Below are 25349 nucleotides of genomic sequence, written 5' to 3'. Positions count from 1 at the left end.
GGGACCGGGGTCCGGCGCCGGCCCGACCGGCGTGAGCGGCCTTGACCTCAAGGCGGCTTGAGATCCTACGGTCGATCGCATCCAGGCGATCAGCGGCCGGACCGGACCGGCAGAAGGAGAACAGGACATGACGACGATCAACACGTACGCGCCGGAGGTCATCGCCGCCCAGCCCATCGGCGCCTGGAGCGGGCAGACCTACCGCCGCGTGGTGGGCGCCCTGCGCGAGCAACTCGCCGTGGAAGGCCTGACCCAGCCGCACTGGTGGACGCTCAACCACGCGGCCGGCCGCCCCGGCGGCTGGACCCGCACGGCCCTCACCCAGCGCCTCACCCCCTACGACGACCAGGACACCGCCTTCGACACCGTCTACGACGACCTGATCGCCCGCGGCTGGCTCACCGAGGACGCCGACGGCGCCTTCACCCTGACCGAGGCCGGCGAAGCCGCACGCCTGCGCGCCCGCGACCGCAACCTGCGCATCCACGAACGCGCCCACGAAGGCATCGACCCCGACGACTTCGTCACCACCATCAACGTGCTGCGCCGCATGGTGGCCAACATGGGCGGCAACGGGAACCTGCCCGACTGAGGCGCCGGACGGGGAGCGGGGACACAGGGGAGCGGGGGAGCGGGGGCGGGAGAGCTGAGGCGCGAGGAGCGGGGGCGTCGGGGCACTGGGGGGAATTGACCCATGGAAACGGTCACGATTGCCACCTGATCATGGGCCTTTCCGGCCGTAGGTTGATCACATGACGACGACGAAGAACCCCGCTCCCGCCGCCCCCGCCCAGGCCCCCGCTCCCGCCACCTCCGCCCAGGCCTGCGCCGCCGCCCCGGTCCTGACCCGCTGCGCCGAGGCCGAGACCTGCGCCGACCCCAGCTCCACCATGACCCTGCTCGCCGAGACGGACCCCGGCCAGGGCGGCTTCACCGTCTACCGCTCCACGTTCGCCCGCGGCGCCGCCGGCGCCCCCTCGCACTTCCACACCCGGGCCTGGGAGCTGTTCTTCGTGATCAGCGGCTCGCTGGAGGTGCTGGTCGGCGAGGAGACCACCGTCCTGGGCGCGGGCGACTTCCTCGCCGTGCCCCGCACACCCCGCACGCCTTCGCCGCCGCGCCGGGCGCCGAGGCCGACGTGCTGTTCGTGTTCACCCCCGGCATGGACCGCTTCGACTACCTGCGCCTGCTCGGCAGCGTCATGCGCGGCGAGACCGAACCCGGGGCGATCGCCGCCTCCGGCGAGCGCTTCGACAACCACTACGTCGACAGCCCCGCCTGGCGCGCCGCCCTGGCCGCCCGCACCTGAGCGGCCCTACCGGCCCCGGGCGCTCGACGGGCCGGGCCGGGCCGGTGTGGAACGGTGGAAGACCGGGGGTGCCCCGGTTGCGAGAGGAGTGGCCATGTCGTCGAAGCGCCGCCGCAAGAAGAAGGCCCGGGCCAGGCGCGGGGCCAACCACGGCCGCCGCCCCAGTGCTGAGCGGCTGAGCGGCCGACCCGCGGCCGCCGGCGGACCTTCGCCGACGGCCGCACCCGGCTGCGCACCGCGCCCCGGGACGTCACCGTCCGTGGTCGCAGCAGCCGGTGTCCCGGGGAGTCGGCGGGCATCCGGCCGGGTGCCGGCCCCGCCACCCCACGGCAGTCAACCAACGATGGACGACGCGGCCCGGCCGCGTCGTCCATCGTTTGTCGGCCGGTGCGGCGCATCGTTCCTGGCGGCCCCGGCCACCGTCCAGGCCGCCCGGAGCACCACGGTCCACCTGGCCAACGGGAGCGGCTGTCATCGACGCCCGAGCCCCGACCCCGAGACCGCCATCGCCTGAGCGACATCGAAGGCCCCCATCACACGATGGGGGCCTTCGCCTTGTCACAGCAGGTGTCGACCGTCATGGGTCCGGACACTTGGTGCGCTGTCGCCCCGAAGCGCGTCCAGGACGCGCACGGCATAGACCTCGGCCATACGTTCGGACACCTCGGCCGGTGTGAGCCAACCGACCTCGACCGACTCTTCCGAGAGCCGCATCGCCTCGCTCTCCGGTCGGCAGCGGAAGACGAGGGCGACGATCCCCGGCTCATGTTCTTGTAGACGCCGGTCAGCCGCTCGACGCCGACCTTGACCCCGGTCTCCTCGTAGACCTCGCGACGCACGCCGTCCTCAACGGACTCCGCCAGCTCCAGGACCCCGCCCGGCGGTTCCCAAGCTCCGTTGTCAGCCCGACGAATCACCAGCACCCGGCCGTCCTCGCGCACCACCACCCCCGCGACGGACACCGAGTGGAGCGGCGTTGACTGGATCTTCCCGGCGCTGTTACTCATGTGCAGGAGGATAGGAGCCCTGAAGGACTATGGCGAACGGCGAGGTGGCCTCGTCGGCCACAGCGAAGTACCTGCAGATCGCGGCTGACCTGCCGCGCAGATCAAGTCGGGCGCTCTCCCTCCCGGTGCGGTCGTGCCGAGCGAGGCCGAGCTCATGCAGCGGTACGGGGTCGCATCCGGCACAGTTCGCAAGGCTGTCGCCGAACTCCGAACGGCTCAGCTCGTCGAGACGCACCACGGTCGAGGCTCGTTCGTCCGTTCCCGCCCACCAGTACAGCGGAAGTCCACGGACCGATTCCGCCGCACCCATCGCGAAGCCGGCAAGGCCGCGTACCTCGCGGAGGCGGAGATCTCCGGCGGCATCCCGTCCGTGACCGTGCTGTTCGTGGGCCCCACAGCAGCACCTCCCGAGATCGCCGATCGTCTGGGTCTTCCAGCCGGCACCCAGGTACTGGCCCGCAAGCGCCGGTACTTCCGCGACGGGGTACCCACCGAGGAGGCCACGTCATACCTGCCGTGGGATGTCGTCAAGGACATCCCGGAAGTCTTCGCCGAGAACCCCGGCGGCGGCATCTACGCCCGCCTCGAAGAACACGGACACTCCCTCGCCGAGTTCACCGAGTCCGTGCGAGCCCGGCTCGCGACCAAGCCCGAGACCAAAGCGCTCGCCCTGAGCCCCGGTGCGCCAGTGATCCACCTCGTTCGCGATGCCATTGCCACGGGTGGCCGCGTAGTGGAGGTGTGCGACACCATCATGGCCGCCGACCAGTTCGTTCTCGACTACCGCTTCCCCGCGCACGACTGACCGGCAATCAACTACCCGCAACCCGCCGCGAGATCCTTCTCGCGGCGGGTTGACTTATGTACAGGAGTCAGGCACTCTTCCGCCCACTGCTCATGTACATAAGTGCATGTGCATGGAGGCATCTCATCTAGAGGAAATGGTTGTGTCGTAGCGCGCGACCACTGGATGGCGCCGCAGCAGGAACAAGTGGCGCGACAAGTCTCTTCATCCGCACCTGACTTTCCCCGGGTACTTCGCCATGCTCGTAACCTGCCGCCCCCGCACGTTCGCCGCCCGCCTGGACTCGCGGACCGAATCCACGCCGCTCGCCCGGTACTTGCTCCGGGCCTACCTCGCCGCCCTGCCGGCCGGCGACCGCTACGGCGACGTCGCCGAACTCCTGCTCGGCGAGCTGTTCGCCAACGCCGTCCAGCACTGCGACGCCCCCGCCGACCGCCTGATCGAGGTCCGCTTCGCCGTGGCCAACTCCAGCCTGCGGCTGGAGGTCCACGACGCCGGCAGCGGCCGCCCCTGCGTCGGTTCCGCCACGCCGGACGACGAGCACGGGCGCGGCCTGTTCCTCGTCAGCGAGCTCGCCGAACGCTGGGGCTGCTGCCCGCGTGCCGGTGGCATCGGCAAGTTCGTCTGGGCCCTCGTCGCCCCCAGCCACCCCTTCATCGCCGCCGTCGCGGTCTGAACAGGAGGACCGCCCCCGATGCGCCTCGTCCTCACCGCCAAACACCTCCTGGACACCGGCGCCACCCTCGCCCAGGCCTACGCCGCCCTCGCCCGCCGCACCCGCGCACCCCTGCGCTGCGCCCGCGCCGTCTGCACCGCCCTCGGCATCCCCGCCGCCGAAACCGCCCGCCGCCACCCCACGGCAGTCAACAAACGATGGACGACGCCGCGCGGCCGCGTCGTCCATCGTTTGTCGGCTGGTGCGGCGCATCGTTCCTCGTCGCGGCCCGGGACAAGGCCCGTGCCGCCCACCCAGGACACACGGAATCGAGGGAGACCATGCGCACCCCCGCACGCCTCGCGGCGCTGGCCGCGGTGACCGCCATCGGCCTCGGCACCATCGCCACCGGCACCGCCCAGGCCGCCGCGCCCGCCCCGGCCACCGTCCAGGCCGCCCGGAGCACCACGGTCCACCTGACCAACGGGAGCGGCTGCACGCTGCAGCGCACCGACTACTCGCTGGCCCACGGCATCTGGTCGCCGGGCATGGAACCGTCACCGACGGTGGGCAACGGCTGGGGAGCGGTCTTCGCGTCGGAGAGCAACGGCTTCCTCACCGGCACCGAGGGCACGGTGACGTACCGGGCGTACGACTGCGAGGAGGGCTGGCGCAACGGCCGGACCGTGGTGCTGCACTGGGCCAACCCGTATGCGGGCTCCAACAGTTACGACGAGGCCGGCACCGACCTCGGCGCCTTCCGCACCACCCGCGAGGGCGGCACCGGCAACAACGCCGACGTCTCCTGGGGCGTGTGGAAGAGCTGACCTCGGGTCGCCCAGGCCGGGCGAAGCACAGAGGGCGGGGCACCGGGTGGTGCCCCGCCCCCGTGCCGCTCGGAGCCCGGCTCAGCCCTCGGCCGGGAACTCGCCCGCCCGCACCGCGGCGATGAACGTGCCCCACGAGGAGACGGGGAAGGCAAGCACCGGCCCGTCGGGGTCCTTGGAGTCACGGACCGGTACCTGACCGGAGGACCCGATCGCCGCCTCGACGCACTGCCCCTGCTGAGCGCTGTAGGAGCTCTTCCGCCAGTTCGTCATCGCCAACTCCTGAAATGTCCTTACGCCGGCAGGTCGCCCCTGCGGACGGCCGCGACGAAGGCTTCCCAGGCAGAGGCAGGGAAAACGAGGACCGGCCCACCGGCGGCCCCTGGCCCGGCCAACGCCCGCAAGGCAAGCAACAAGAAGACCCCATCAACCGTCCTGCCGGCAGTGGGTCTTGAACAGTTCACAAGGCGCGTCAGACGTCACCGAACGGCCCCCGCCGCCCGGGCCGTTCGGCAACCGCGCTCACCCTTCCGGCGCGCCCGGCCGGGACACGGTAGCGTCCTGGTAGCACCGCAGGTTCACGCAGCGAGCAGGCGGGCGGGCGTGAGCGCGGGAGGACTGCTGTGCTGGAAGAGCGGGAGTCGATCGGCAAGCGGGTACGGCGGGCGCGGCTCAGGCTGGGCATGACCCAGGCTGACCTGGCCGCCGCGATCGGCAGGACCCAGGGCTGGGTGTCGAAGGTCGAGAAGGGCGCGATCGAGCTCGACCGGGCAGGCGTCATCAACCAGATCGCGGCAGCCCTCCACTGCCACCCCAACGATCTCATAGAACGCCCGTTCGTCGCGGGCAAGGCGTCGGAGAACCAGTGGCAGGTCTCGGCGGCTGCCATCCTGCGGGAGCTGCGCCGGTACGACCTCACGCCCGTCTTCGACGGCAGCCCCCGAACGTCCGCGGAGCTCTGGCGAGAGACCGAGCGTCTGCACCGGCTGCGGGACGCGGCCGCCAACGTGGCCATCCTGAAGGTACTTCCGGACATGCTCCGCGAAGCACGCGCACTGGCCGAGGTGTCCACCGGCCACGAGCGCGAGGAGGCCTTCGCGATCTACACGATCGAGTGCAAGTTCGCGCACACCGCCGCGCACGCACTCGGCCACCCCGAACTGATCGCCATGGCCTGCGAGCGGGCCGCGTGGTCGGCCCGGCTGTCCGGCGACCCGGTGACGGAGGCCGTCGCGGACTGGATGCGGGTGTGGGACATGTGGGCCACCGCGGACTGGGACGACGCCCTGACACTGTCCGACAAGGCACTTCGGCGCGTTGAGGACCAGTACCGCGCCAACGACCCACTGGCCGTGCGGGCCTGGGGAACCCTCCACCTGCGGGCCGCCGTGTCGGCCGCACGCGCCGGCCGCCGGCTGGAGGTCGAGGACCGCATCCAACACGCCCATGCCGCAGCCGAGTTGATGGACAGCGGCCGATCCGAGCCGCCTTTCGACCGGCACTCGCTGACCTTCTCCAGCGGCAACGTCCAGATCCACGCCGTGTCCGTCCAGTTGGAGATGGGCGACCACGCCAAGGCGCTCGTCCTCAACGAACGCGCCGACCCGCAGAAGATTGCCGCCCTCCCCGGCTCCAGGCGCGGCCACCACCAGATGGACCTTGCCCGCGCCTGGCTGTGGGACGGCAACCGGGACAAGGCGCTCCAAGCCCTGGAAGCGGCGGAGAAGATCGCCCCGCAACTCGTGCGCAACCACCCGATCGCCCGCGCCACCCTACGGAAGATCGTCTACGCCGAGCGCTCGGCTACCCGCGAGAAGCTGCGCCACATGTCCGACCGCTTCCACCTGGACGGATAGGGCTGTATTCCGCTGATTCATATTCAGCTGTAGTCGCACCCTTACTGTCGGTGCTCGTGAACGGACGACGCACCGCCGCGGGGACTCGCATCATGCCGCGCCTTCGTGGGCGCCTCGCCTCAGCGACCTCGCCCACGACACCGCCACCGACAGGGTCGGTGTCGTCGTGGACGTGCCCGCAGAGGGCGTCCACGGCTATCACCTGCGCCCGGGGGGCAGGCTGCGAGGGCGAGTGGGTAGCCCCGAAAGACGGCTCCACCCTTCGTCCCGCACCCGAGCCGTAGCGTCCGGTCAATGGACGGTGCTGCGCCGAACATGCGCAGCCCCGCCGATGCCTCCTATTCGCACACGATTTCCCATTGGGGTTACTTCGCCATGCTCGTAACCTGCCGCCCCCGCACGTTCGCCGCCCGCCTGGACTCGCGGACCGAATCCACGCCGCTCGCCCGGTACTTGCTCCGGGCCTACCTCGCCGCCCTGCCGGCCGGCGACCGCTACCGCGACGTTGCCGAACTCCTGCTCGGCGAGCTGTTCGCCAACGCCGTCCAGCACAGCGACGCCCCCGACGACCGCCTGATCGAGGTCCGCTTCTCCGTCCTCAACTCCCGCCTGCGGCTGGAGGTCCACGACGCCGGCAGCGGCCGCCCCGCCGTCGGTTCCGCCGAGCCGGACGACGAGCACGGGCGCGGCCTGGTCCTCGTCAACGAGCTCGCCGAACGCTGGGGCTGCTGCCCGCGCGCCGGCGGCATCGGCAAGTTCGTCTGGGCCCTCATCGCCCCCAGCCACCCCGCAACCGCCCACGCCGCCTGAAAGCACCCACCCCGATGCGCATCGCCCTCACCGCCAAACACCTCCTCGACACCGCCGCCACCCCCGCCCAGGCCTACGCCGCCCTCGCCCGCCGCACCCGCGCGCCCCTGCGCTGCGCCCGCGCCGTCTGCACCGCCCTCGGCATCCCCGCCGCCGAAACCGCCCGCCGCCTGGACGACTGCTACGACGCCCTGCTCGCCAGCCCCCGCCCGAACTCCGAGGCCGACACCGGCGAACTCCTCGAAGCCCTCGGTGTCTTCGACGTCCCCAAGCCGCTCACCCCCACCGAACTCGCCGTCGTCGACCTCTTCCTGGTCGCCGTCGGCGCCATGGGCGGCATCCGCCCCGGCCACCAGCACGGCCTCCACCGCTGGTTCACCACCGGAAACCTGATCACCGCCTACCTCTCCCTCACCGCCGCCCGCCCCATGCCCCGCACCGGCGACCCCACCCTGTACTGGACCACCCTCATCCAGGCCGGTGAACTCCTCACCACCACCCCCAACCCCGACACCCGCCTCAAGTACGCCCTCCACCGCTGCCGCACCCACGCCACCCAAGAAGCCCAGGCCGCCCGCCCCTGACCAACACCCCACCCCTGCACAGGAAGTCGACCTCGCCGACTTCCTGTACAAGGGTCGGGTGTTGGTGCCGGGGGAGTCCGATCAGTCGATTGCGTCCACCGGCGCCGGCCGCCACGCCACCTGCGAGAGACCCGGTTCGGGTCGGGCGGCTTTCACCATCGGCCGAGGCCGAGCACGGTTCCACAGGTCACGTGCGTGCCGGTTGCCCTGGTAGGGCTTGATCATGGCCGGCGTCGAGAGGACTCGCAGAACACCCTCTCACGGCCGGTCGTCATGGGGTTCCCGCCGGTGAGTGTCAGCAAGGCCAAGGAACTGTCCCCGCATCGACAACACGATCGGGTGGCGCCCTGACAGGCTCTCTGCGCAAAGCGGGTGTCGGACCGTGGCTGCGAGTCGGTCCGGTGCCGTTCGGACGGGACGCGCCGAGCGGCGGCCCGCATCGAGGGGGCGAGCGGGACCCGGGGGCGTGGCGTGCGACGCGGCCGGCAGACGGAGTCGGGAGGGGACGTCCGTGTTGGAGGTACTGGGGCTGACAGCCGAGGCGACGGCTGTGTACGAGGCCATGCTCGACCATCCGGGCTACGGCCTGGACGACATAGCCGCCCATTGCGCCCTGCCCCGTCGAAGGTTCACGACCACCTCGACGAGTTGAGTCGGCTCACCCTCGTCCGGGCCTGCGCCGAGCATCCCGGACGGATGCGGGCGGTGAGCCCCGAGGTAGGTCTGGCCGGCATGCTCGCTCTGCAGGAAGCCGAACTGGCAGCCCGTCAGGCCAAGCTCGCCGCTTCGCGCGTCGCCGTCACTCGTCTGGTCGCCGACCGAGCCAAGCACACCTCGGCCCACGGTGAACGGATCCTCGGCATGAACGCCATCCACAGCCGCCTCGAAGAGCTGGGCCGCACCGCCACCACCGAGGTCCTGAGCAGCCAGCCGGGCGTTCAGGAGCCCGAGGACCTGAACGCCAGCCGCCCGGCCGACGCCGATGCGCTCGGGCGCAACATCACGATACGGACCCTCTACCAGGACGCCGTCCGCAAGCAGCCCCATGTGGCCGTCTACGCCCACTGGTTACTGGGCCTGGGCGGCGAGGTTCGGACCGCTCCCACGATTCCCCAGCGCATGGTCGTCGTCGACCGCGCTCGGGCGCTGGTTCCGATCGATCCCGCCGACCACCGCAAGGGCGCCCTGTACGTCACCGAGCCCGGCATCCTCACCGCCCTCCTCGACTTCTTCGAGCAGGCCTGGAGCACGGCTGTCCCGCTGGGCGCCGTAGTGCCCGAGGATCCGCGCAGCGGCCTCACTCCTGCCGAGCGTGAGCTCCTGCGTCTGCTCGGTTCCGGTCTGACCGATGAGGCCGCGGGCCAGCGCCTGGGCATCTCCTCCCGCACCGTCGGCCGCCAGATGTCCTCGATCATGGAGCGGCTCGGCGCCGGCAGCCGATTCGAGGCGGGTATCAAAGCCGCGCAGAAGGGCTGGCTCTGAACCGCGCCCGTCCTCGGTCCTGACGGGCAGTGCGGGCTTGCCCGGGGCCTTCGTCCGGTCGACCGCGTGCCCCGGTCCCGCCGGGCCGTGACGGCACCGACCACGGTCCATCAGTCCTGCGCCGACCCCGACCCCGACCCTGATCCCGATCCCGACTCCGATCCCGACTACGATTCCGATTCCGATTCGGATTCCGACAGGGACTGCTGCCGGTGCTCGCGGGGTGAGAGCCCGTACGCGGCTTTGAAGGCGCGGCTGAAGTCCGAGGCGCGAGGGATGCCCCAGCGGGCACCGATGGCGTGGATCGGTACGGCGCGCTGCACGGGGTCCGCCAGGTCACGGTTCGCTCCCCGCAGCCGCTGGGCCCGGATCCACGCGGCGACGGTGTCGCCCTGCGACTGGCGGGCGAACAGGCGGTTCAGATAGCTGACGGAGATGTAGTGTGCGGCGGCGATCGCGGGCGGTGTCAGCCCGGGGTCGTGGAGGTTGCGCCGCACGTACGACCGCACGCTCTCCACCAGGACCCGTTGCCTTGCGCCGGGCGTCACCGCCGTCTCGACGTCGAGCTCCCGGGCCAGCCACACGGCTGCCAGGTCGAGCGCGACCGTTCCCAGGCGGTACCTCTCGTCGGCCCCCAGGACAGCGGCCTGCCGCTCCAGCCCGAGCAGGAACTCCGCCAGCAGCGCACCCGTCCCCTCACGTCCGGAAAGCCGCCGCCCCAGGAGGTCGCGCAGCCGGTCCGGGGACACCGACAGCAGCGACACGGGCAGGTCGATGCCCACGCCGGCGACCTGCGGCTCACCGCCACCGGACCCGTCGGCATCGAAGAACCGCCCGTCGTAGGGGTGCGAGCTGTCGATCAGCTGCAGGTCTCCGGTCCCGAACAGCTCCTTCTGGTCCCTGCCGCGCCTCAGGGCGCTGGCGCCGGCCGTCAGCAGCGTCAGGTGGTAGAACTCCTCGTCGGAGCTTCGGATCATGCGCTCGGTCCTGCGGAAGCGCGCCGACGGGAACGACGTCCCCAGCAGGGCCACCGGTCCCAGGGCGGTGCGTCGCGCCTGTGCGGTGAAGGTGTCGACGTGCGCGCTGGTCGCATCGCACACCCGTGTCTGCCCGACCAGCTCCCGCCACTGGTCGAACTGGTCCGGCCCGGCCCGGTACTCGCTCCGGTCCGGGCTCTGCGTCCCCGCGGTCACTTTTCCACCCCTCCCCCCTGCCGGTCGGCAGGGCATCCCCACCGACATCATCGGGTACCGCGGCGGCCGGGCGTGCGGGAGGAGGGGATCGGACGGGATCGGACGGGATTCGTCGGAGGGGTATGCGGGTGCGGCCCCGACTCGGTCGAGTCGGGGCCGGCTGTCGGAGTCCTGGTGGTCCGTGGACGGAGGGGCTACTCGGCGGGGGTGCCGACGAACCCGGTCAGGTCGGTGGTGGCCCAGGCGCCGTTGGTGGGGTGGTAGGTCAGCTGCAGGTGGCCGTCGGCGTAGTTGCGGCTGTAGAGCACCAGGGTGCCGTCGGGGTTGAAGGCGGCGCTGAGGTTGGCGCCGTCGGTGGCGGGGGTGCCGGCGTAGCCGGTCAGGTCGATGGTGCTCCAGGCGCCGCTGCTGGGGCGGTAGGTCATCTGGAGGTGGCCGTTGGCCGCGTTCGCGGTGACGATGCCCAGGGTGCCGTCGGCCTGCTGGAACAGGGCGGGCGAGGAGCCGGCCGAGACCGGGGTGCCGACGGAGGTGGTCAGGTCGGTGGTGGTCCAGGTGCCGCTGTTGTTGGCGATGTAGGTGAGCTGGAGGTGGCTGTCGGCGGAGTTGCGGCTGTAGATCGCCAGGGTGCCGTCGGAGCCGGTGAAGGCGCTGACCGCGCCGTCGGTGGCGGGAGTGCCGACGTAGCCGGTCATGTCGGTGGTGGCCCAGGTGCCGCTGGGGGCGCGGTAGGTCAGGCGCAGGTGGCCGTTGGAGGAGTCGGTGGTGATCGCGCCGATCGTGCCGTTCTGCAGGGCGAAGGCCGCCGGGGCCTTGTCCGCGGTGGCCGGGGTGCCGGCGTAGGCGGTGAGGTCGGTGGTGGCCCAGGCGCCGCTGGTGGGCAGGTAGGTGAGCTGGAGGTGGCCGTCGGCGTAGTTGCGGCTGTAGATCGCCAGGGTGCCGTCGGAGCCGGTGATCACGCTGTAGGTGCCGTCGGTGGCGGGAGTGCCGACGTAGCCGGTCAGGTCGGTGGTGGCCCAGGTGCCGCCGGCGGAGCGGTAGGTGAGCTGGAGGTGGCCGTTGGCGGCGTTCGCGGTGACCGCGCCCAGGGTGCCGTTCTGCTGGACGAAGGCGGCCGGGGGGCCGCCGGCGGAGACGGGGGTGCCGGCGGTGTTGGTCAGGTCGGCGGTGGCCCACTTGCCGCCGGAGGGCAGGTAGGTGAGCTGGAGGTGGCCGTCCGCGGCGGAGCGGGTGAACGTCATCGACGTCCCGTCCGTGCCCAGCACGGTGCCCTTGTCGCCGCGGATCGCCTTGGCCGGGACGGCGGGCGCGGTGCCGCCGCCACTGCCGGTCGTGACCGGGGAGATGTAGCCGCTGATCCGCTGGCCCCACGGGGCGCTGCCCACCGAGTAGTTGGGCGTGGACTCCTGCTGGACGATGCCGTTCGGGTACCTGCTGTGGCCCTCGTTGCCGCCGGTCACGGTCATGGTGCCGTTGCCGACGGCGGTGACGATCGCGACGTGGCTGGCCCAGTCCCGGTCCGGGTTGTAGTCGTAGACCACCGCGTCCCCGGGGTGCGGGGTGCTGGACAGCGTCCCGTACCTGACGCCGTAGTCGTAGAAGCTGGCGGCCCCGTCGGTCAGGTCGCCCAGGTGCTGGACCCCGCCGCCCTGGGCCCAGGCCCACCCGGCGAAGTCGGCGCACCAGGGCTGGAGGTTGGCGGAGCTGGTCTGCCCGGCGCCGTTGCTGTAACCGCTGCCGGGGCCGTGGTTGATCTGGCTCTGGACGGCAGCGACGATGCTGCCGGCGGTGTCGGCGTGGGCGGGGACCGCAGTCATGCCCGTGACGGCGGTTGCTGCGACGGCGATGGCGACGGCGGACTTCTTCAGACGGGCGAATGTAATGGTCATGACAGATCATCCTCGGGAGGTCGGTACGCGCGGGTGCACGGAGGCGTGCGGGGTGCCCGATCGGGCGCTCGGGCCGTCTCCGGCGGCGGCTGTCCTGCAGGAACAGCCGACCGGGGAAGGCCGGGGCGTGCGGAGGGAGCGGATGGAGCGGATGGAGCAGGGGTGGAGCCGGGTTGGAACCGGGATGGAGCGGGATGAGGCGCGTCGGCGTCGGCGTCGGCCGAGGGGAATTCGCCACCGCGTCCCGGCATCCGGGGCGGGGGTGGGAGTGGACGGCTGCCCTGCAGGAGCAGCGGTCGTCGGTCCTGCGTGCGCGGGGCCGCGAGAGCGAGCGGGGCGGTCGGCGCAGGGGTTCCGGCGCGGGTCAGTCGATACGTGCGGCGGGTGCAGCCGGCGCGGCGGTCACCGGTCGGTGCAGTCCGTGGCCTCCGGCGGCTCCGGGGGCAGGTAGCACCGCAGGAGCATCGGCGATGTGCGGTGGCTGCGGGCGATCAGGCTGTGCGCGCGGCAGACGGCGTCGACCCGATCGGGCCGACCCGACGAGCCCGGCGAGCCCGGCGAGCCCGACGAATCCGATAGGCCGGACGAGCCGGACGAGTCGGACGAGTCGCGGCTGAGCAGGTAGAGCAGGAAGTCGATCCGGTCGTCGGCGGGCTGTGCGCTGGCGTGCTGGAGGCCGTCGGCGGGCTCGGCGTGCGCCCAGAGGGCGTCCACGGCCGCGGCTGCCTCGGCCGCTCCGATCGCCTCGGCCGCATCACCGGGCCACCGGCGTTTCAGGCTGGCGTAGACGATGTCCATCCCGTGCTCAGCTGCCCCAACCGAGGCTGGCCTGGGTGACGCCGCCCCAGCCGAGGCTGTCGGTGGAGGTGGGCGTGGTGGGGGTGGTGACGCCGCCCCAGCCGAGGCTGTCGGAGCCGGTGACGGCCGCGGTGCTGGTGGCCGCGGTGCTGGTGGCCGCGCAGACGCCCGGGGTCATCAGGAGGGCGGTGAGCGAGACGGCGGCGACCGCGGCGGCCTGGGCGATACGGGTGCGGATCATGACGGAGCCTTTCTGACGTTGACGGGAGAGGTGTGCCGGTCCGATGGGGCGTCCCGCGGTTGACGCTCCGTTCGGCTGCCGTCCGGGCCGATCCCTGTCGGGCTTCCCTGGCGGCGATCACTACTTTCGTCGACCGCCGGCACCGCCGGAAGGCCTTCCGGCTGTCGCCCATCGGCCTGACGGGAACCGGACGCTGTGACGCGTACATGTCAAGCTTGCGTGCTGTGCAAGGCGCATGACGCCACCTGAACCGGATGCTCACGTTCATGCCACGCAGGACGTCGATCCCGCCGACTTCCCGTGCAGTGTGCCGGGTGGTTCCCGCCGGCCCGTGGCGCCGGGTGCCTGCCGCGCAGTCTCCGGGAACGCAGAGAGACCGCCTCGGGCCACCAGGGCCGGGCGGTCTCTGCTGTCCGGGCGGGCCCATGCGCCAACACGGCCCGTGCCGATGTTCCCGAGATTTGTTGGAGTGAACAGCGCCCCCCGGGTTCCGGACCCGCAGGTCCTGGTGACGCTGCTGCAAATCGTCACATCCGGCCCGGAGGGCTTACAAGAGGACGCTGCACAAAGGCGCATCAAAATCCGGTTTCAAATCGCTGAACTGCCCCTTTCTGGTACGGCGTTCACGAGATCACGGGCGGGGGCCGGGACGGCCGCGCATCAATCTGCGCGATGTTCACCGAACCGATTGGGAATCACCCGTATGCCTGACAGAGTGTTCGCCTACGGGCACCCAGTGCGACGCCAACCGCGCGAAGTGCCCCTCCGTTGGAGTGGACAGTGATAAGGAGAACCCCCTCGATGACGAGGAAACGGAACAGGCGTGCCCGCATCCAGTGTGCGGCCGGCTCCCCCAACCCCGTGCGCCCGCGACCGCGACCGCGCCTGCCCTGGCGGCCCGCCGCCGGTGAGGCCACCGTGGTCGTCGTGGTGATCGTCCTGGCGGCCGCCCTGGTGGCGACGGGCATGTCGGCCGGAGCAGCCCTCGAACTCGCCACCGGCGCCTGGCTGCTGGCCGCCAGACTGCGACGGGAGCGGGCCTAGCGGGGAGCGCCTGCCTGCGATGGGACGCCGGGAGAAGCCGATCGAGGCGACCGAGCCGGCACTGAGCCGACTCGCCGCCTGGCTGCGAGAACAACGCGAACGCGAGCAGCTGACCTACCGTCAGCTCGCTGCTCGGACCAACTACCACGCCACCACCCTGCAACGGGCCGCCAGCGGCCGCTCCGTACCGAGCTGGAAGGTCGTCGAGGCCGTCACCCGCGAATGCGGCGGCGACCTCAAGACCGCCCGGCGCAAATGGGTCCAGGCCAACTACTGGGCCCACGTGCCCCGCCCCTCCGGGACCCGGCGACTGCGGGCACCCCGGCGGGTCGACCCCGAACAGGTCGACTCCTTCGCCGACCTGCGACGGGCGATGCACGAGATGCGCCGCAAGGCCGACTGGCCCTCCCTGAAGGAACTGGACCGCCGGGCCCGCGCCAGGGGCAGACGCCTGCCCTCCAGCACCCTGGCCCTGGTCCTCAAGGGCGAGGCCCCGCTGCACAAACCCGTGTTCCTCACCTTCATGGAGGCCTGCGAGGTCCGGGAGGTCCGCCGCACCCTGTGGGCGGCGGCCTGGGACCGCACCAACAACGCCCGCACCCCGGTCCCGGTCAACTCGCGCACGCACCACGCCGAGTTCGTCCGGGCCATGCAGTCCTCCAGCGCCGGCACCTCGACGGACATCCTGTTCCGCCTGTGGGTGACGCTGCGCAACAGCCTGGCCGCCGAACGGGCCGACGACCCCGGCCACCCGGGCGCGCCGGGCCGCGAAGGCACCGACGACACCCCGCCGGTGCCCGTGTGACCGGGCCCGCGGACGGAGCGCGACACCCGCGCTCCGTCCGCGGACCAGCACCCACCCGCGCCACCTCGGGACACCACCATGCCGACACCACCACACCGACCGGCCGCCCCCGGAGCGGACCTGGGCCTGTGGGCGCTGCACGACCTCCACCTGCGCCACTACCTCGACTACGCCGCCCTGCTCCTGCCACCCGCCGACGCCCCCCTGGCCGTCCGCGACGCCTTCGAGGAACTCGGCGGCCACTGGCTCGACGCCCTGGCCACCGCGAGCCCGGCCGCCTGCGCCTGGCAGGCGGTCCGGCGCCGCGTACGCACCCTGGCCGGGCCGCAGCCCTTCGGCCCGGTCGCCCACCTCACCGCCCCACAACAGGACGTCCTGCTGCTGCACCTGGTCCTCGACCTGTCCGCCGCCCAGGTCGCCGCCCTCACCGGCACCGAACCCGCCACCGTCCACGTCCAGCTCCGCTCCCTGGCCACCGCCCACCGCTGACCCCCCGCCGGGGCCGCACCGGAAGTCGACGGGGCCGACTTTCGGTGCGCCGCGGGCGATCGGCGCCGGGGGGTGAGAGGTACCGGGCCGGCCGGCCGGCCTGAGCCGGCGGGCGGCCGGCGGCCGTAGACGTGGAAGGGGCGCCCTCTGCCGGAGTGGGCGCCGCGGCGTCAGGAGACAGGCATGCTCAGGTTCCACGGCGCGTGGCGGATCACCGTGGTCGGCCGCAGCGCCGACTTCGACCAGCGGGCGGTCGTGCGCAGCCCGTACGGGGCCCGGGTGCTCCCCGGGCGGGAAGGGGCGGTGCTGGACGTGGACGAGGAGAGCTGGACGCTGTCCCTGGAACACCACCTGTGGGGGCGCAGCTGGCAGCCGAACCTGCGCACCACCCCCGGGCCGCTCACCGAACGCGACGGCGTCCGCAGCCAGTTGCTCACCAGCAACGACTGCCACTGGCCGGGCAAGCCGCTCGACTACGTCAACTTCGTCCTGCGGCTGGACCAGGCGATCGCCCCGGCCACCGTACCGGGGCGCACCGCACGGGCGGCCGGTGCAGCCGGGGTGCCGATCGCCGCGCCGGTCCAGGCCGTCCGCACCTCGTCCTCGCACACGACGGCCCCCGGGCACACGACGGTCCCCGGGCACACGGCGGTCCCCGGCCGCACCGCTGCTCCCGTGTCCGAGCGGGGGCAGACCCTGCGGGCCCCCTGGTAGCCCGGCGGCGGGTGCGGGGGACAGCCCCGGGTCGCGGCGGCCCGCAGGCCACACGGTCCGGCGGGCCGCCCCCCGGGTTGGCCGGACGCATCCGCATCGGCCGACCCGAGAGGCCGTCACCGAGTAACCCGAGGATGCCCCGGCTTTTACCCCGGGGAGGGATCGGGTTTTCCGCGTAGCGGGTCAGGGAGTTGGTCGGCACCATCTCACGCCCGGGCCCGTACAGCGACGTGCCCGCCTACGCGCCCTGGATCCGCGCCGCGATCGCGGCCGGCTGACCCGGCCGTGAGCGCAACCCGTGACCGCCGGCGGCCGCGGCCCCGCGGCTAGAGTCGCAGGTGATCACCGCCGCGCCCGAGGAGACCACGCCATGCCGACCGACCCCGCCGCCACCGCCCCCGCCCGCCCGCACCCCGCGCGGCTGGGCCTGGGCACCGCCGCCGTCGGCCGGCCCGGCTACATCACCCTCGGGCGCGACGCGGACCTGCCCGCCGAGCGCTCCGTCGAGGCGCTGCGCGAGCGCACCCACGCCCTGCTCGACGCCGCGTACGCCGCCGGAGTGCGCTACTTCGACACCGCCCGCTCCTACGGCCGCGCCGAGGAGTTCCTCGCCCAGTGGCTGGACGCCCACCCCGAGGAGGCGCCCGAGGTGACGGTCGCCAGCAAGTGGGGCTACACCTACACGGCGGGCTGGCGCAGCGACGGCGTCGCCGCGCACGAGGTCAAGGAACACTCGACGGCGGTGTACGACCGTCAGATCCGCGAGAGCCGCGCCCTGCTCGGCGAGCGCCTGGACGTCTACCTCGTCCACTCCGTCGTCCCCGCCAGCCCCGCCCTCACCGACCCGGCCCTGCACGAGCGGCTGGCCGCCCTCGCCGCCGAGGGCGTGCGGGTGGGCCTGTCCACCAGCGGCCCCGCCCAGGGCGACACCATCCGCGAGGCCCTTGCCGTCACCGTGGAAGGACGCCCGCTGTTCACCGCCGTCCAGGCCACCTGGAACGTGCTGGAGACCTCCGCCGCCCCCGCCCTCGCCGAGGCCCACAAGGCCGGCTGGCTGGTCGTGGTCAAGGAGGGCATGGCCAACGGCCGCCTGGCCGGACGCAACGCCACCGGAGCCGACACCGCCGCCCTGCGCGCCGTGGCCGCCCGCACCGCCACCACCCCCGACGCCCTCGCCCTGGCCGCGGCCGCCGCCCAGCCCTGGGCCGACGTCGTCCTGTCCGGCGCCGCCACCCTCGACCAGCTCGCCTCCAACCTCACCGCCGCCCGGGCCCGGCTGACCGCGCAGGACCTCGCCGCCCTGGCCGCCATGGCCGAGCCCGCCGAGGCGTACTGGCGCACCCGGGCGTCCCTGCCCTGGGCCTGAGCCGCCCTCGCGGACGCCACTGGTGGGACTGAGCGGCCGTGCCCGGCGGTCAGTACTGCGCGCTGGGCGCGGCCGTGGTCGGCCCGAGGTCGGGCTGGTCGCGCAACTCCACTGCCCGGCCGTGCCGTTCGAGTTCGAGGACGACCAGTTCGTTGCCGCCCGTCCGCCACAGGGGTGCGGGGGCGTAGAGGGTGCGCTGGGGGCCGGCGGCGCAGTAGCGGCCGAGCAGGAAGCCGTTGAGCCACAGCAGCCCGCGGCCCCAGCCGGGCAGGGCGACGAACGCGTCGGCGGGGGAGGGGAGCCGGGCGGTGAAGCGGTGGAACGCCGGTTCCCCGTCGCGTGTCTGCGCGTCACTGTGGGTGAAGCGCAGTGCGGACAGGTCGGTCAGCGGCAGCGGGCGGATCCGCCATCCGAACAGTTGCTGGCCGCCGTGCCAGACGCCGCGGGTGATGCCCTTGCGGTCGTCCATCTGCGGGCCGTAGTTCACCCGGCCCAGGGCCTCGACCAGGATGTCCAGGGTGACCCCGCCGGCGTCGGTGGCCAGCGGCAGGCTCGCGCCGGGGGAGTTGCGTTCCAGCACGCCCAGCGCTCGCCCGTCGGCGAACACCTGCGCCCGGTCGGCCAACCCGTCGATGCGCAAAGGAAGTTCGGGGCGCGGCCCGGGCACGCGGGTGCGGTAGTGGATCAGGCCGCGGTCCTGGCCGAGGCGTTCCATGGGCAGCGGCGCGGCGTGCTCCACCGGCTGCGACAGCGGGTCCAGGTTCGCCAGCAGCGCCGCCCGCCCGTCGGCGCGTTCCAGGCGCTGCGGCGCCACCCGCGGCAGGGGGGCGGGCGGTTCGGCGCCGGGCAGGTCCGGGTCCGCCGGCGGCAGGTAGCGGCCGATGACCTCGCGCAGGGCGTGGAACTTCTCGGTCAGCTCGCCCGCCTCGCCGATCGGCGCGTCGTAGTCGTAGCTGGTGACGGTCGGCTCGTAGCCGGCGTCCTGCGGGTGGGCGCCGCTGTGGTTGGCGCCGGCCCACAGGCCGAAGTTGGTGCCGCCGTGCGCCATGTAGAGGCTGACGGAGGCGCCGGTGGCGAGCAGTTCGTCCAGGGCGGCGGCGCTCTCCTGGGCGTCGCGCACGTGGTGGGGCAGGCCCCACTGGTCGAACCAGCCGATCCAGAACTCCATGGCGGTCAGCGGCCCGTGGGGCTGGTGGCGGCGCAGCACCGCCAGGCGTTCGGGGGCGCGTGAGCCGAAGGTCGCGGTGGCCAGGTGGCCGGGCAGGGCGCCGCCCTGCTGCATGGTGTCGTGGGCGCCGTCGGTGGTGAACAGCAGGCAGTCCACGCCGCGGCGCACCCATCCGTCGCGCAGGTGGCGCAGGTAGGAGGTGTCGTTGCCGTAACTGCCGTACTCGTTCTCCACCTGCACGGCCACCACCGGCCCGCCCCGGCTGGCCAGCAGCGGCAGCAGTTCGGGCGCCAGCGCATCGAACCAGCCGTCCACCTCGGCCAGGAACGCCGGATCCGCGCAGCGCAGCCGCAGCCCGTCCACCGCCAGCAGCCGGGCCGGCAGCCCGCCGAACTCCCACTCCGCGCAGATGTACGGCCCGGGGCGCAGGATCACGTCCATGCCCAGCTCCCCGGCCAGCCGCACGAACCGCCCCACATCCCGCCACCCGGTGAAGTCGGCCCGCCCGCCCGGCAGTTCGTGGAAGTTCCACGGCACATAGGTGTCCACCGTGTTCACCCCCAGCGCCCGCACCCGGCGCAGCCGGTCCTCCCACAGCCCGGGGTGGACACGGAAGTAGTGCACCGCCCCGGCCACCACCCGGTGCGGCACCCCGCCCCGGACGAACCCGTCCGCGTCGTACCCGAGCATGCGCACACCCGCCCTTCCCACAGGAGACCCCGGCACCGGCGAGCCTAGCGGCCAGCCGGTCGAGCAGGAATGGAAGCCCGCCGGACGCGGCAGCTCCCAGTCGCCGGGGGGCAAGTGCACCACCTGCCGCCGCCCCACCTCACCCGTACGCCCCGCCGTCTTCCATCCCGAGCCCCCCAAGCCCCTGTTCGACAAGACCGCGGCAGCCGTCCAGCGCCCCGCGCACCAGCTCGACTGGACCCCGCCGGACCCCCACCAGGCCCCCACCGTCATCGCCGCGTCCTACAGCTCCGCCGACCTCTCCGCGATGCTGACGGTCCAGCCCAACGTCACCCCGACCGTCGTCGCGGCCGCCTCCGGCCCCCAGCCGGGCACCGAGCCGAGGCGAGGAGAAGAGCCCTGCGTTGATGGCCCACTGGACACCGCTCACAATGCGCATGGGAACATCACGTACTTCCCCCGGGAGCGCTTCAAGCCCGGACCGGATGGTTGCCGTGCAACTGGCACCCACGGAGAATTCAACAGCCCCGAGGACCTGGATGACGGCACCGCAACAGCATGGAAGAACGATCCTCGGAGACCTATGGTGACTCCGCCGGAATTCTGGCTGCTGCCAGATCATCAGCACGGCCGGGCCCGCGGTCATCTCATGGGTAAGCAGTTCGGTGGTTCTGGAGACAATCTGCGCAACCTTGTGCCACTCCATGGATGGGCTAACTCCCCGTGATGAGCGGGATCGAAACCAAGATCAAGACTGAGATCAAGACGGGACGTCAGCGGGTCACCTACGACACGAGGGCGATCTATGCGCCCGGCAGTGGCACCCCGTTGGCAATCCACTTGGAGGCCCGTGGGACAGGGGGCATGAACGTGGACTGTCTGGTCCTCAATGTTGCCGATGAGGACAATGATCCGATCTGTTCGTCCAAGGCTTACGGAGGTTGATGACGGTGGGAACGCCCGGAGGAATATTTCGTGATTTGGTTCGAGTAGACCCGTGGATTCGGCCGCCGCGCCCCGAGTCGTGGGCTGCGGTAGAGACGTGGGCAGGTGCCAAACTTCCCGCAGATTTCAAAGAGTTCGTTCGTCTGTACGGCGACGGTCTGGTGATGCGGCACCTCAATGTCCCGCACCCGGATGGAATCGACCCGATGGTCGATTTTATGGCGCGGGCTCGGCGCAAGCTCGACAGGGTGCTGCCCGACTACGTCGAGGACCTCCGTTCGCTCTCTTTTGATCCGGCCGATTTGGTTCCTTGGGGATATTCCAACTGGGATGGTGACGACTGCTTCCTGGTGCCGCGATCCGGAGGGGAATGGGACGTCCTTGTCATATTTCGACAGTTGGGCCGCATTGTGACCTACGAAGGTGGGTTCACTAAGTTCATCACTGGGGTTCTTTCAGGTCGGGAGGTGCCATCGGGGTGGCCTCTCTTCGAGCCGAAATGGGGGCCGATTCCAGGTTCGCCGCTTCTTTGAGTCGACGGCACCTGCGCCTGGGCGGTCGAGGCGGCTCAGAACAGTCCCGACGAGCCGCTGTGGGTCCTCAGGGTGACTGGAACCGGGTGGAGTAGGGAGAGCAAGGCGACCTTGTCAGGTTCAGTCAGCCGCCCTGGGGAGATCATGGGAGAGCACGATGGCAGGCGAAGCACTCGAACGTTTGCGGAAGGTTCTCCCGCTGTCTGCGGGCAGCGGGAGAAGGCGCGGAACTGGACCTGCGGCAGGTGGTGGCGGCCGAGGCCGCCACCACCTGCCGGGACCTCGCCTACGACAAGGCCGGACGCCTGATCCGGCACAACTCCTCGAACCTCCCAAGGGGGATCTCATCGATTATTCAGAGAGGGAGATCTACAACGAGAAGGGTGGACACAACCTTGAAGCGGCTTACTGAGGTTGTCGGGTGGTATTCACATGCGTGACGCGGTGAGAGAGCTCGTGCGACTGTCTGGCTGGGTGATTCCGCAAGGAATCCCTGAGGTGCCGTGGGATGATTCCCTGGGGCTGGTCGGAATTCGGTTCCCCGCAGACTACCGGGAGTTCATCGAGACTTTCGGGTCCGGGGAGGTTCGAGGCGACCTCGGTGTTCTCGACCCGCTGCCGCGTCCCGGTGGGGTGACCGCGAACGGCGGGATGGCCGCCATGGTCCGGCGAACCGCGGAGGATATCGGTCCGCAGTTCAGGGCTATGCGAGAAGAGTCATCCGATCTCTGCCCGTACCGGATCTATCCTGAAGCCGGCGGCTTGTTGGCGTGGGCGGGAAACTATAATGGCGACTTCTGCTTCTGGTTGACGGAGGCGGAGGATCCGGACCGCTGGCCTGTCGTAGTCTGGCGCAGAGGGCGCTTTCCGGATGCCTGGAGTCGGTACGACATGGGCATGGCGGAATTCCTTCTTTTGGTAATTGCTGGCGAGGATGGCGAGCTGGGCGATCTGGCGTTCCAGAATTCTTCTGCACCCGTCTGGGTTCCTGAGCTCCACGCGCCGTAGGCGCGGTCATCTCGCAAGGTTGGCAGTACGTCGGAAAACTGACCACCTCGGACCACTGGATATGGTGTGGGCATGGAACTCGCACGCCTGTCACGGATCCTCGGTGAACCGACCGAACGGCCGGCCGTAACGCCGTGGGAGCGGTCCATCGGGGAGGTCGGGTTCGCGTTCCCATCTGACTACCGGGAGTTCGTGGATGGCTATGGAGGCGGGCGGATCAACGGCGAGCTCTCCGTGCCGGTGCCGACCCCAGTTCGGACCTCTTGTGTTGGGTGGTCTCGGACTCCCCTGCAGATTCGTGGCCGGTTGCCGTGTTCAATCGCGGGAAGGCTCGCTGGGGAATTTATGGATGCGGGATGGTCGACTTTCTGGTCGGTATCTTCCGGCAAGACTTCGATGAGTGCCCGATAGGTGAGGTCTCGCTCTGGGGGGCGCGTGAGCCAAGGTTCCTCAATTGGCGGGAGGAGAAGCGCTTGATCGCCGCGGGGATTCACCCATGGAAAGGTGGCCCCATACAGTCGTTCTGAAGGTCAGGTGGTCGACCACCAGGTGACCAGTGCGCGGCGGGAGCGGACGCCGGCCCCGCCGAGGATGGTGCCGACGTGCCGCTGGACGGTAGGCACGATCGGTGCAGCAGCGCCGCGATGTCCTTGGTGCCGGCGCCGCGCACCGCGGGCAGGGCGGCTTGCTGTTCGACGGGCGGAGCACGGGCGGCCAGGGCTTCGCGCCGAGGCGACGTGTGGGTGGGTCAGCCGGCCGGGGTGGTCGGGGCGGCCGGGCCGAGGGTGATGATCGGGCCGAGGGGGTGGCAGCCGTCCCAGGAGGCGATCTGGCCCCGCGGGCAGGAGGAGGGCGGGGACGGCAGTGTCGGCTGCGGCCTGGGCGGGACGGTCCCGTCAGGAAACGGCTTGGCGGCCGGCGCCTGGGCAGGAGCGGACGGCTGCTTCTGCGCCGGGGCCGAGGCGGCTGCGGGGCGGGAACGGGCCGGGGTCGGCTTGCCGGCCTCCGGCTCGGCAGTGGCCGAGGGCGCAGAGGGCACGGAGGGGGCGGCCCCGGTCTCGTCCGCGGCCGGCGCGACCGTCGGCGACCCGGCCGCCGTCGGAGCGGGTGCCGCCGTGGCCTCCGGGGCGGGCGCGACGGGGGAGGCCGTGGCCGTGGCCGCCGCATCCGGCGCGGGCGGGGCCGCCGGGGCGGAGCCCGACCGGCCCGCGAGCAGCAGCGCCCCGCCGACCCCGGCCACGCCGAGGACGCACGCCCCGGCCGCGAGGACGAGCGCGCGCCGGCGCCGCGTCACAACCCCGCCCTGCGGCTCGCTCCCGGTGCCGTCCGGCATCCGCCCCACCCCACCCGTGTCGATCATGTGTCCGAGCTGCGCGGATGCTACCCGAACAGCCCCGGCCACAGCTACGCAGGGCCTGCCGATACGTGACGGATTCGCCCGCCACCCCCGGCCCCTACCGTCGAAGACAGCGAACACCGCACCCACGAAACCAGGAGCAGCACATGAGCGCCTACGCGATCGCCCAGGTCCACTCGGTCGACTTCGGGCCCGACATCGTCGAGTACCTGGAGCGCATCGACGCCACCCTCGACCCCTTCGGCGGGCGGTTCATCGTCCACGGCGGCCGGTACGAGAGCGTCGAGGGGACATGGGGCACCGGCGGCACGATCGTCATCGAGTTCCCCGACTACGGGCGGGCCCGCGCCTGGTGGGACTCGCCCGCCTACCGGGAGATCCTGCCGCTGCGCACCCGGCACATGGCGGCCGACATCGTCCTCATCGAGGGCGTGCCGGCCGGCTACCGGGGCGCGGACTCGCTCAAGCACTGAGCAGGGGGCCATGGGCTCAGGGCTGCAGGCGCTCGCGCCACCAGGCGACCGTCGCCGCGACCTGCTCCTGCAGCGGGGTGGCCCGCACCGTGAACGCCGCCTCGTAGGCGGAGCAGTCCACGGTGAACGGCCGGTCGAACTGGTAGCGCACCTCCCGCAGTTCGCGCAGCAGCGGGGAGAACAGCCCCGCCGCGCCCAGCAGGACGGGGGACAGGCGGCGCACCGCGACCGGGCCGGTGCCGGCCTCCGCGGCCAGCAGGCCGACCATGGCGCGCACGGAAGCGGCCGGCACGGTGGGCACGTGCCAGGCCCGGCCCCAGGCCCGCTCCTCGACCGCGACCTCGGCCAACGCCCGTGCCACGTCCGGCAGGTAGGTCCAGCTGTGCGGGGCGTCCGGATCGCCGAGCACCGCGACGGGGCGGCCCTTGAACACGTTCGGCATCACCCGCGCCGCCAGGTGGCCCCCGTCGGTGACGCCCGGGCCGAAGAAGTCCGAGGCGCGCACCTCCACCGCCCGGATCCGCCCGGCCTTGTGCAGCGCCCGCGCCTGCTCCCAACCCGCCGCCCGCACCCGCCCCTTGGGGCCGGCGGCGGCCGGCGCCAGGTCCTCGGTCAGCGGGCGGGCGGGGCCGGCCTGCGGCCCGTAGCCGTACAGGTTGCCGAGCATGACCAGCACCGCGCCGCTGTCCTCGGCCGCCGCGCACAGCGAGGAGACCAGCGCCGGCCAGCGCGCCGCCCACTGCGGCAGCGGCGGCGCGGCGCAGCCGTGGAGGGCGACGGCCCCGCGCGCGGCCCGGGCCAGCGCCGCCGGGTCGCCCGCGTCCAGGGCCAGGTGCTCGACACCCTCGACGGCCGGGACCGCACCGCCGCCCGGCCCGGAGCGGGTGACGACCCGGACCTCGTGGCCCTGTTCGGCCAGCAGGCGGGCGGTGGCGGCCCCGGCGGGCCCGTGTCCGACGACCAGGTGAAAGCTCATCCGCCACACCTTAGGGCCTGCCTCCGAGCCCCCGTCAGCGGGGCGTGGGACCCGGCACGAACCCGGTGGCGCGAGGACGGGCCGGGGACGGACCGGGGACGGCCCGGGGACGGCCCGTCAGCCCTCGGGCGCGGCGAACCGGCGGGCGATCCGCTCCCGCTCCCGGGCCGAGTTGCTGCCGTCCAGCTGCCCGGCGAAGGCCCGCCGCGCCGCCGCGACCAGCTCGGGCGACACGTCGGGACGGGCCACCTCGATCGCCCACAGCGCGTCCTCGGTCTCCATGCCAGGCCCACGCAGGTGGGCACCCCGCGCCCGGCCAGGGCGG

Annotated in this window: 26 protein-coding genes and 3 pseudogenes; 18 read left to right on the top strand and 11 right to left on the bottom strand. The window is 72.2% G+C overall.

Features of this window, described 5'->3' with window-relative positions:
- Positions 1–127: 127 nt before the first annotated feature.
- Positions 128–592: a MarR family winged helix-turn-helix transcriptional regulator gene (locus tag CRP52_RS00465; protein ID WP_097234517.1), complete on the top strand. Its 465-nt coding sequence runs from the start codon at positions 128–130 to the stop codon at positions 590–592.
- Between the two features lie 156 nt (positions 593–748).
- Here the strand turns inward: CRP52_RS00465 and CRP52_RS39045 are convergent, their stop codons facing one another.
- Positions 749–892 (bottom strand): hypothetical protein, encoded by a 144-nt coding sequence (locus CRP52_RS39045; RefSeq protein WP_257033170.1) that lies wholly within the window; start codon positions 890–892, stop codon positions 749–751.
- Here CRP52_RS39045 and CRP52_RS00460 point away from each other — a divergent pair.
- Positions 843–1309, top strand: a pseudogene (locus CRP52_RS00460) (cupin domain-containing protein). The gene CRP52_RS39045 and the pseudogene CRP52_RS00460 overlap by 50 nt on opposite strands.
- A gap of 558 nt (positions 1310–1867) precedes the next feature.
- Here the strand turns inward: CRP52_RS00460 and CRP52_RS00455 are convergent.
- A pseudogene (locus CRP52_RS00455) lies at positions 1868–2328 on the bottom strand (NUDIX hydrolase).
- A gap of 17 nt (positions 2329–2345) precedes the next feature.
- On the opposite strand from CRP52_RS00455, the pseudogene CRP52_RS00450 reads away from it, so the two are divergent.
- The 3 genes and pseudogenes from CRP52_RS00450 to CRP52_RS00440 all read left to right on the top strand — a co-directional run bounded on the left by CRP52_RS00450 (position 2346) and on the right by CRP52_RS00440 (position 4603).
- Positions 2346–3121: pseudogene (locus tag CRP52_RS00450) on the top strand (GntR family transcriptional regulator).
- Positions 3122–3359: 238 nt separating this feature from the next.
- Positions 3360–3797, top strand: coding sequence for an ATP-binding protein (locus CRP52_RS00445; RefSeq protein ID WP_097234516.1), 438 nt, complete (start codon positions 3360–3362; stop codon positions 3795–3797).
- Positions 3798–4117: 320 nt separating this feature from the next.
- Positions 4118–4603, top strand: coding sequence for a hypothetical protein (locus CRP52_RS00440; protein WP_097234515.1), 486 nt, complete (start codon positions 4118–4120; stop codon positions 4601–4603).
- Between the two features lie 81 nt (positions 4604–4684).
- Here CRP52_RS00440 and CRP52_RS00435 read toward each other — a convergent pair whose 3' ends face one another.
- Positions 4685–4876, bottom strand: a complete 192-nt coding sequence (locus CRP52_RS00435) for a DUF397 domain-containing protein (protein WP_097234514.1) — start codon at positions 4874–4876, stop codon at positions 4685–4687.
- Between the two features lie 350 nt (positions 4877–5226).
- Here CRP52_RS00435 and CRP52_RS00425 point away from each other — a divergent pair, with 350 nt between their 5' ends.
- From CRP52_RS00425 to CRP52_RS00410, 4 genes are all read left to right on the top strand, one after another.
- A complete protein-coding gene (locus tag CRP52_RS00425) occupies positions 5227–6459 on the top strand; it encodes a helix-turn-helix domain-containing protein (RefSeq protein ID WP_097234512.1) in 1233 nt (410 codons plus the stop codon).
- A gap of 375 nt (positions 6460–6834) precedes the next feature.
- Complete coding sequence (locus tag CRP52_RS00420) at positions 6835–7269, top strand: ATP-binding protein (RefSeq protein ID WP_179852634.1); 435 nt, start codon at positions 6835–6837, stop codon at positions 7267–7269.
- Positions 7270–7283: 14 nt separating this feature from the next.
- Positions 7284–7853 carry a hypothetical protein gene (locus CRP52_RS00415; protein WP_097234510.1) on the top strand — a complete coding sequence of 190 codons (570 nt, stop codon included), beginning with the start codon at positions 7284–7286 and terminating at the stop codon, positions 7851–7853.
- A 732-nt stretch (positions 7854–8585) separates the two neighbouring features.
- Entirely contained in the window at positions 8586–9335 is a 750-nt protein-coding gene (locus CRP52_RS00410) for a helix-turn-helix transcriptional regulator (RefSeq protein WP_257032202.1), read from the top strand.
- Between the two features lie 167 nt (positions 9336–9502).
- Here CRP52_RS00410 and CRP52_RS00405 read toward each other — a convergent pair whose 3' ends face one another.
- The 4 genes from CRP52_RS00405 to CRP52_RS37930 form a co-directional block, all read right to left on the bottom strand.
- Positions 9503–10528 carry a helix-turn-helix domain-containing protein gene (locus tag CRP52_RS00405; protein ID WP_257032201.1) on the bottom strand — a complete coding sequence of 342 codons (1026 nt, stop codon included), beginning with the start codon at positions 10526–10528 and terminating at the stop codon, positions 9503–9505.
- 194 nt (positions 10529–10722) lie between these two features.
- Positions 10723–12417: a CHAP domain-containing protein gene (locus CRP52_RS40315; protein ID WP_097234509.1), complete on the bottom strand. Its 1695-nt coding sequence runs from the start codon at positions 12415–12417 to the stop codon at positions 10723–10725.
- A gap of 402 nt (positions 12418–12819) precedes the next feature.
- Positions 12820–13215 carry a hypothetical protein gene (locus tag CRP52_RS37935; protein WP_097234508.1) on the bottom strand — a complete coding sequence of 132 codons (396 nt, stop codon included), beginning with the start codon at positions 13213–13215 and terminating at the stop codon, positions 12820–12822.
- Between the two features lie 7 nt (positions 13216–13222).
- Positions 13223–13456 (bottom strand): hypothetical protein, encoded by a 234-nt coding sequence (locus CRP52_RS37930; RefSeq protein ID WP_097234507.1) that lies wholly within the window; start codon positions 13454–13456, stop codon positions 13223–13225.
- Between the two features lie 801 nt (positions 13457–14257).
- Here CRP52_RS37930 and CRP52_RS00385 point away from each other — a divergent pair.
- The 5 genes from CRP52_RS00385 (at position 14258) to CRP52_RS00365 (ending at position 17874) form a co-directional block, all read left to right on the top strand.
- Positions 14258–14500, top strand: a complete 243-nt coding sequence (locus CRP52_RS00385) for a hypothetical protein (RefSeq protein WP_097234506.1) — start codon at positions 14258–14260, stop codon at positions 14498–14500.
- Between the two features lie 19 nt (positions 14501–14519).
- The gene (locus tag CRP52_RS00380; protein ID WP_097234505.1) at positions 14520–15305 is read left to right on the top strand and encodes a helix-turn-helix domain-containing protein; all 786 of its coding nucleotides are present in this window, start codon (positions 14520–14522) and stop codon (positions 15303–15305) included.
- A 78-nt stretch (positions 15306–15383) separates the two neighbouring features.
- Positions 15384–15794, top strand: a complete 411-nt coding sequence (locus tag CRP52_RS00375; protein ID WP_097234504.1) for a sigma factor-like helix-turn-helix DNA-binding protein — start codon at positions 15384–15386, stop codon at positions 15792–15794.
- Positions 15795–15977: 183 nt separating this feature from the next.
- Entirely contained in the window at positions 15978–16508 is a 531-nt protein-coding gene (locus CRP52_RS00370) for a hypothetical protein (protein ID WP_097234503.1), read from the top strand.
- A gap of 370 nt (positions 16509–16878) precedes the next feature.
- The gene (locus tag CRP52_RS00365) at positions 16879–17874 is read left to right on the top strand and encodes an aldo/keto reductase (RefSeq protein WP_097234502.1); all 996 of its coding nucleotides are present in this window, start codon (positions 16879–16881) and stop codon (positions 17872–17874) included.
- A 49-nt stretch (positions 17875–17923) separates the two neighbouring features.
- Here the strand turns inward: CRP52_RS00365 and CRP52_RS00360 are convergent, their stop codons facing one another.
- A complete protein-coding gene (locus CRP52_RS00360; protein WP_097239737.1) occupies positions 17924–19732 on the bottom strand; it encodes a glycoside hydrolase family 35 protein in 1809 nt (602 codons plus the stop codon).
- Between the two features lie 726 nt (positions 19733–20458).
- Here CRP52_RS00360 and CRP52_RS00355 point away from each other — a divergent pair.
- From CRP52_RS00355 to CRP52_RS00350, 3 genes are all read left to right on the top strand, one after another.
- Entirely contained in the window at positions 20459–20677 is a 219-nt protein-coding gene (locus tag CRP52_RS00355; RefSeq protein ID WP_143685588.1) for a hypothetical protein, read from the top strand.
- Positions 20677–21210, top strand: a complete 534-nt coding sequence (locus CRP52_RS37485) for an SMI1/KNR4 family protein (RefSeq protein WP_143685586.1) — start codon at positions 20677–20679, stop codon at positions 21208–21210. The genes CRP52_RS00355 and CRP52_RS37485 overlap by 1 nt, the downstream gene beginning before the upstream one ends.
- A gap of 432 nt (positions 21211–21642) precedes the next feature.
- The gene (locus CRP52_RS00350; protein ID WP_143685585.1) at positions 21643–22218 is read left to right on the top strand and encodes a hypothetical protein; all 576 of its coding nucleotides are present in this window, start codon (positions 21643–21645) and stop codon (positions 22216–22218) included.
- Positions 22219–22966: 748 nt separating this feature from the next.
- On the opposite strand, the gene CRP52_RS00345 is transcribed toward CRP52_RS00350, so the two are convergent.
- On the bottom strand, positions 22967–23578 hold the full coding sequence (locus CRP52_RS00345) for a hypothetical protein (protein WP_143685583.1): 612 nt from the start codon (positions 23576–23578) through the stop codon (positions 22967–22969).
- 143 nt (positions 23579–23721) lie between these two features.
- Here CRP52_RS00345 and CRP52_RS00340 point away from each other — a divergent pair, with 143 nt between their 5' ends.
- On the top strand, positions 23722–24048 hold the full coding sequence (locus CRP52_RS00340) for a DUF1330 domain-containing protein (protein ID WP_097234498.1): 327 nt from the start codon (positions 23722–23724) through the stop codon (positions 24046–24048).
- A 16-nt stretch (positions 24049–24064) separates the two neighbouring features.
- On the opposite strand, the gene CRP52_RS00335 is transcribed toward CRP52_RS00340, so the two are convergent.
- Positions 24065–25024 (bottom strand): NAD-dependent epimerase/dehydratase family protein, encoded by a 960-nt coding sequence (locus CRP52_RS00335; RefSeq protein ID WP_097234497.1) that lies wholly within the window; start codon positions 25022–25024, stop codon positions 24065–24067.
- Positions 25025–25141: 117 nt separating this feature from the next.
- A complete protein-coding gene (locus CRP52_RS38840) occupies positions 25142–25306 on the bottom strand; it encodes a hypothetical protein (RefSeq protein ID WP_218893046.1) in 165 nt (54 codons plus the stop codon).
- Between the last annotated feature and the right edge of the window lie 43 nt (positions 25307–25349).

Source organism: Streptomyces sp. 1331.2, assembly GCF_900199205.1.
Lineage (GTDB): Bacteria > Actinomycetota > Actinomycetes > Streptomycetales > Streptomycetaceae > Kitasatospora.
Note: the sequence above shows the minus strand (reverse complement) of the source record. Positions and strands in the feature narration are given on the sequence as shown.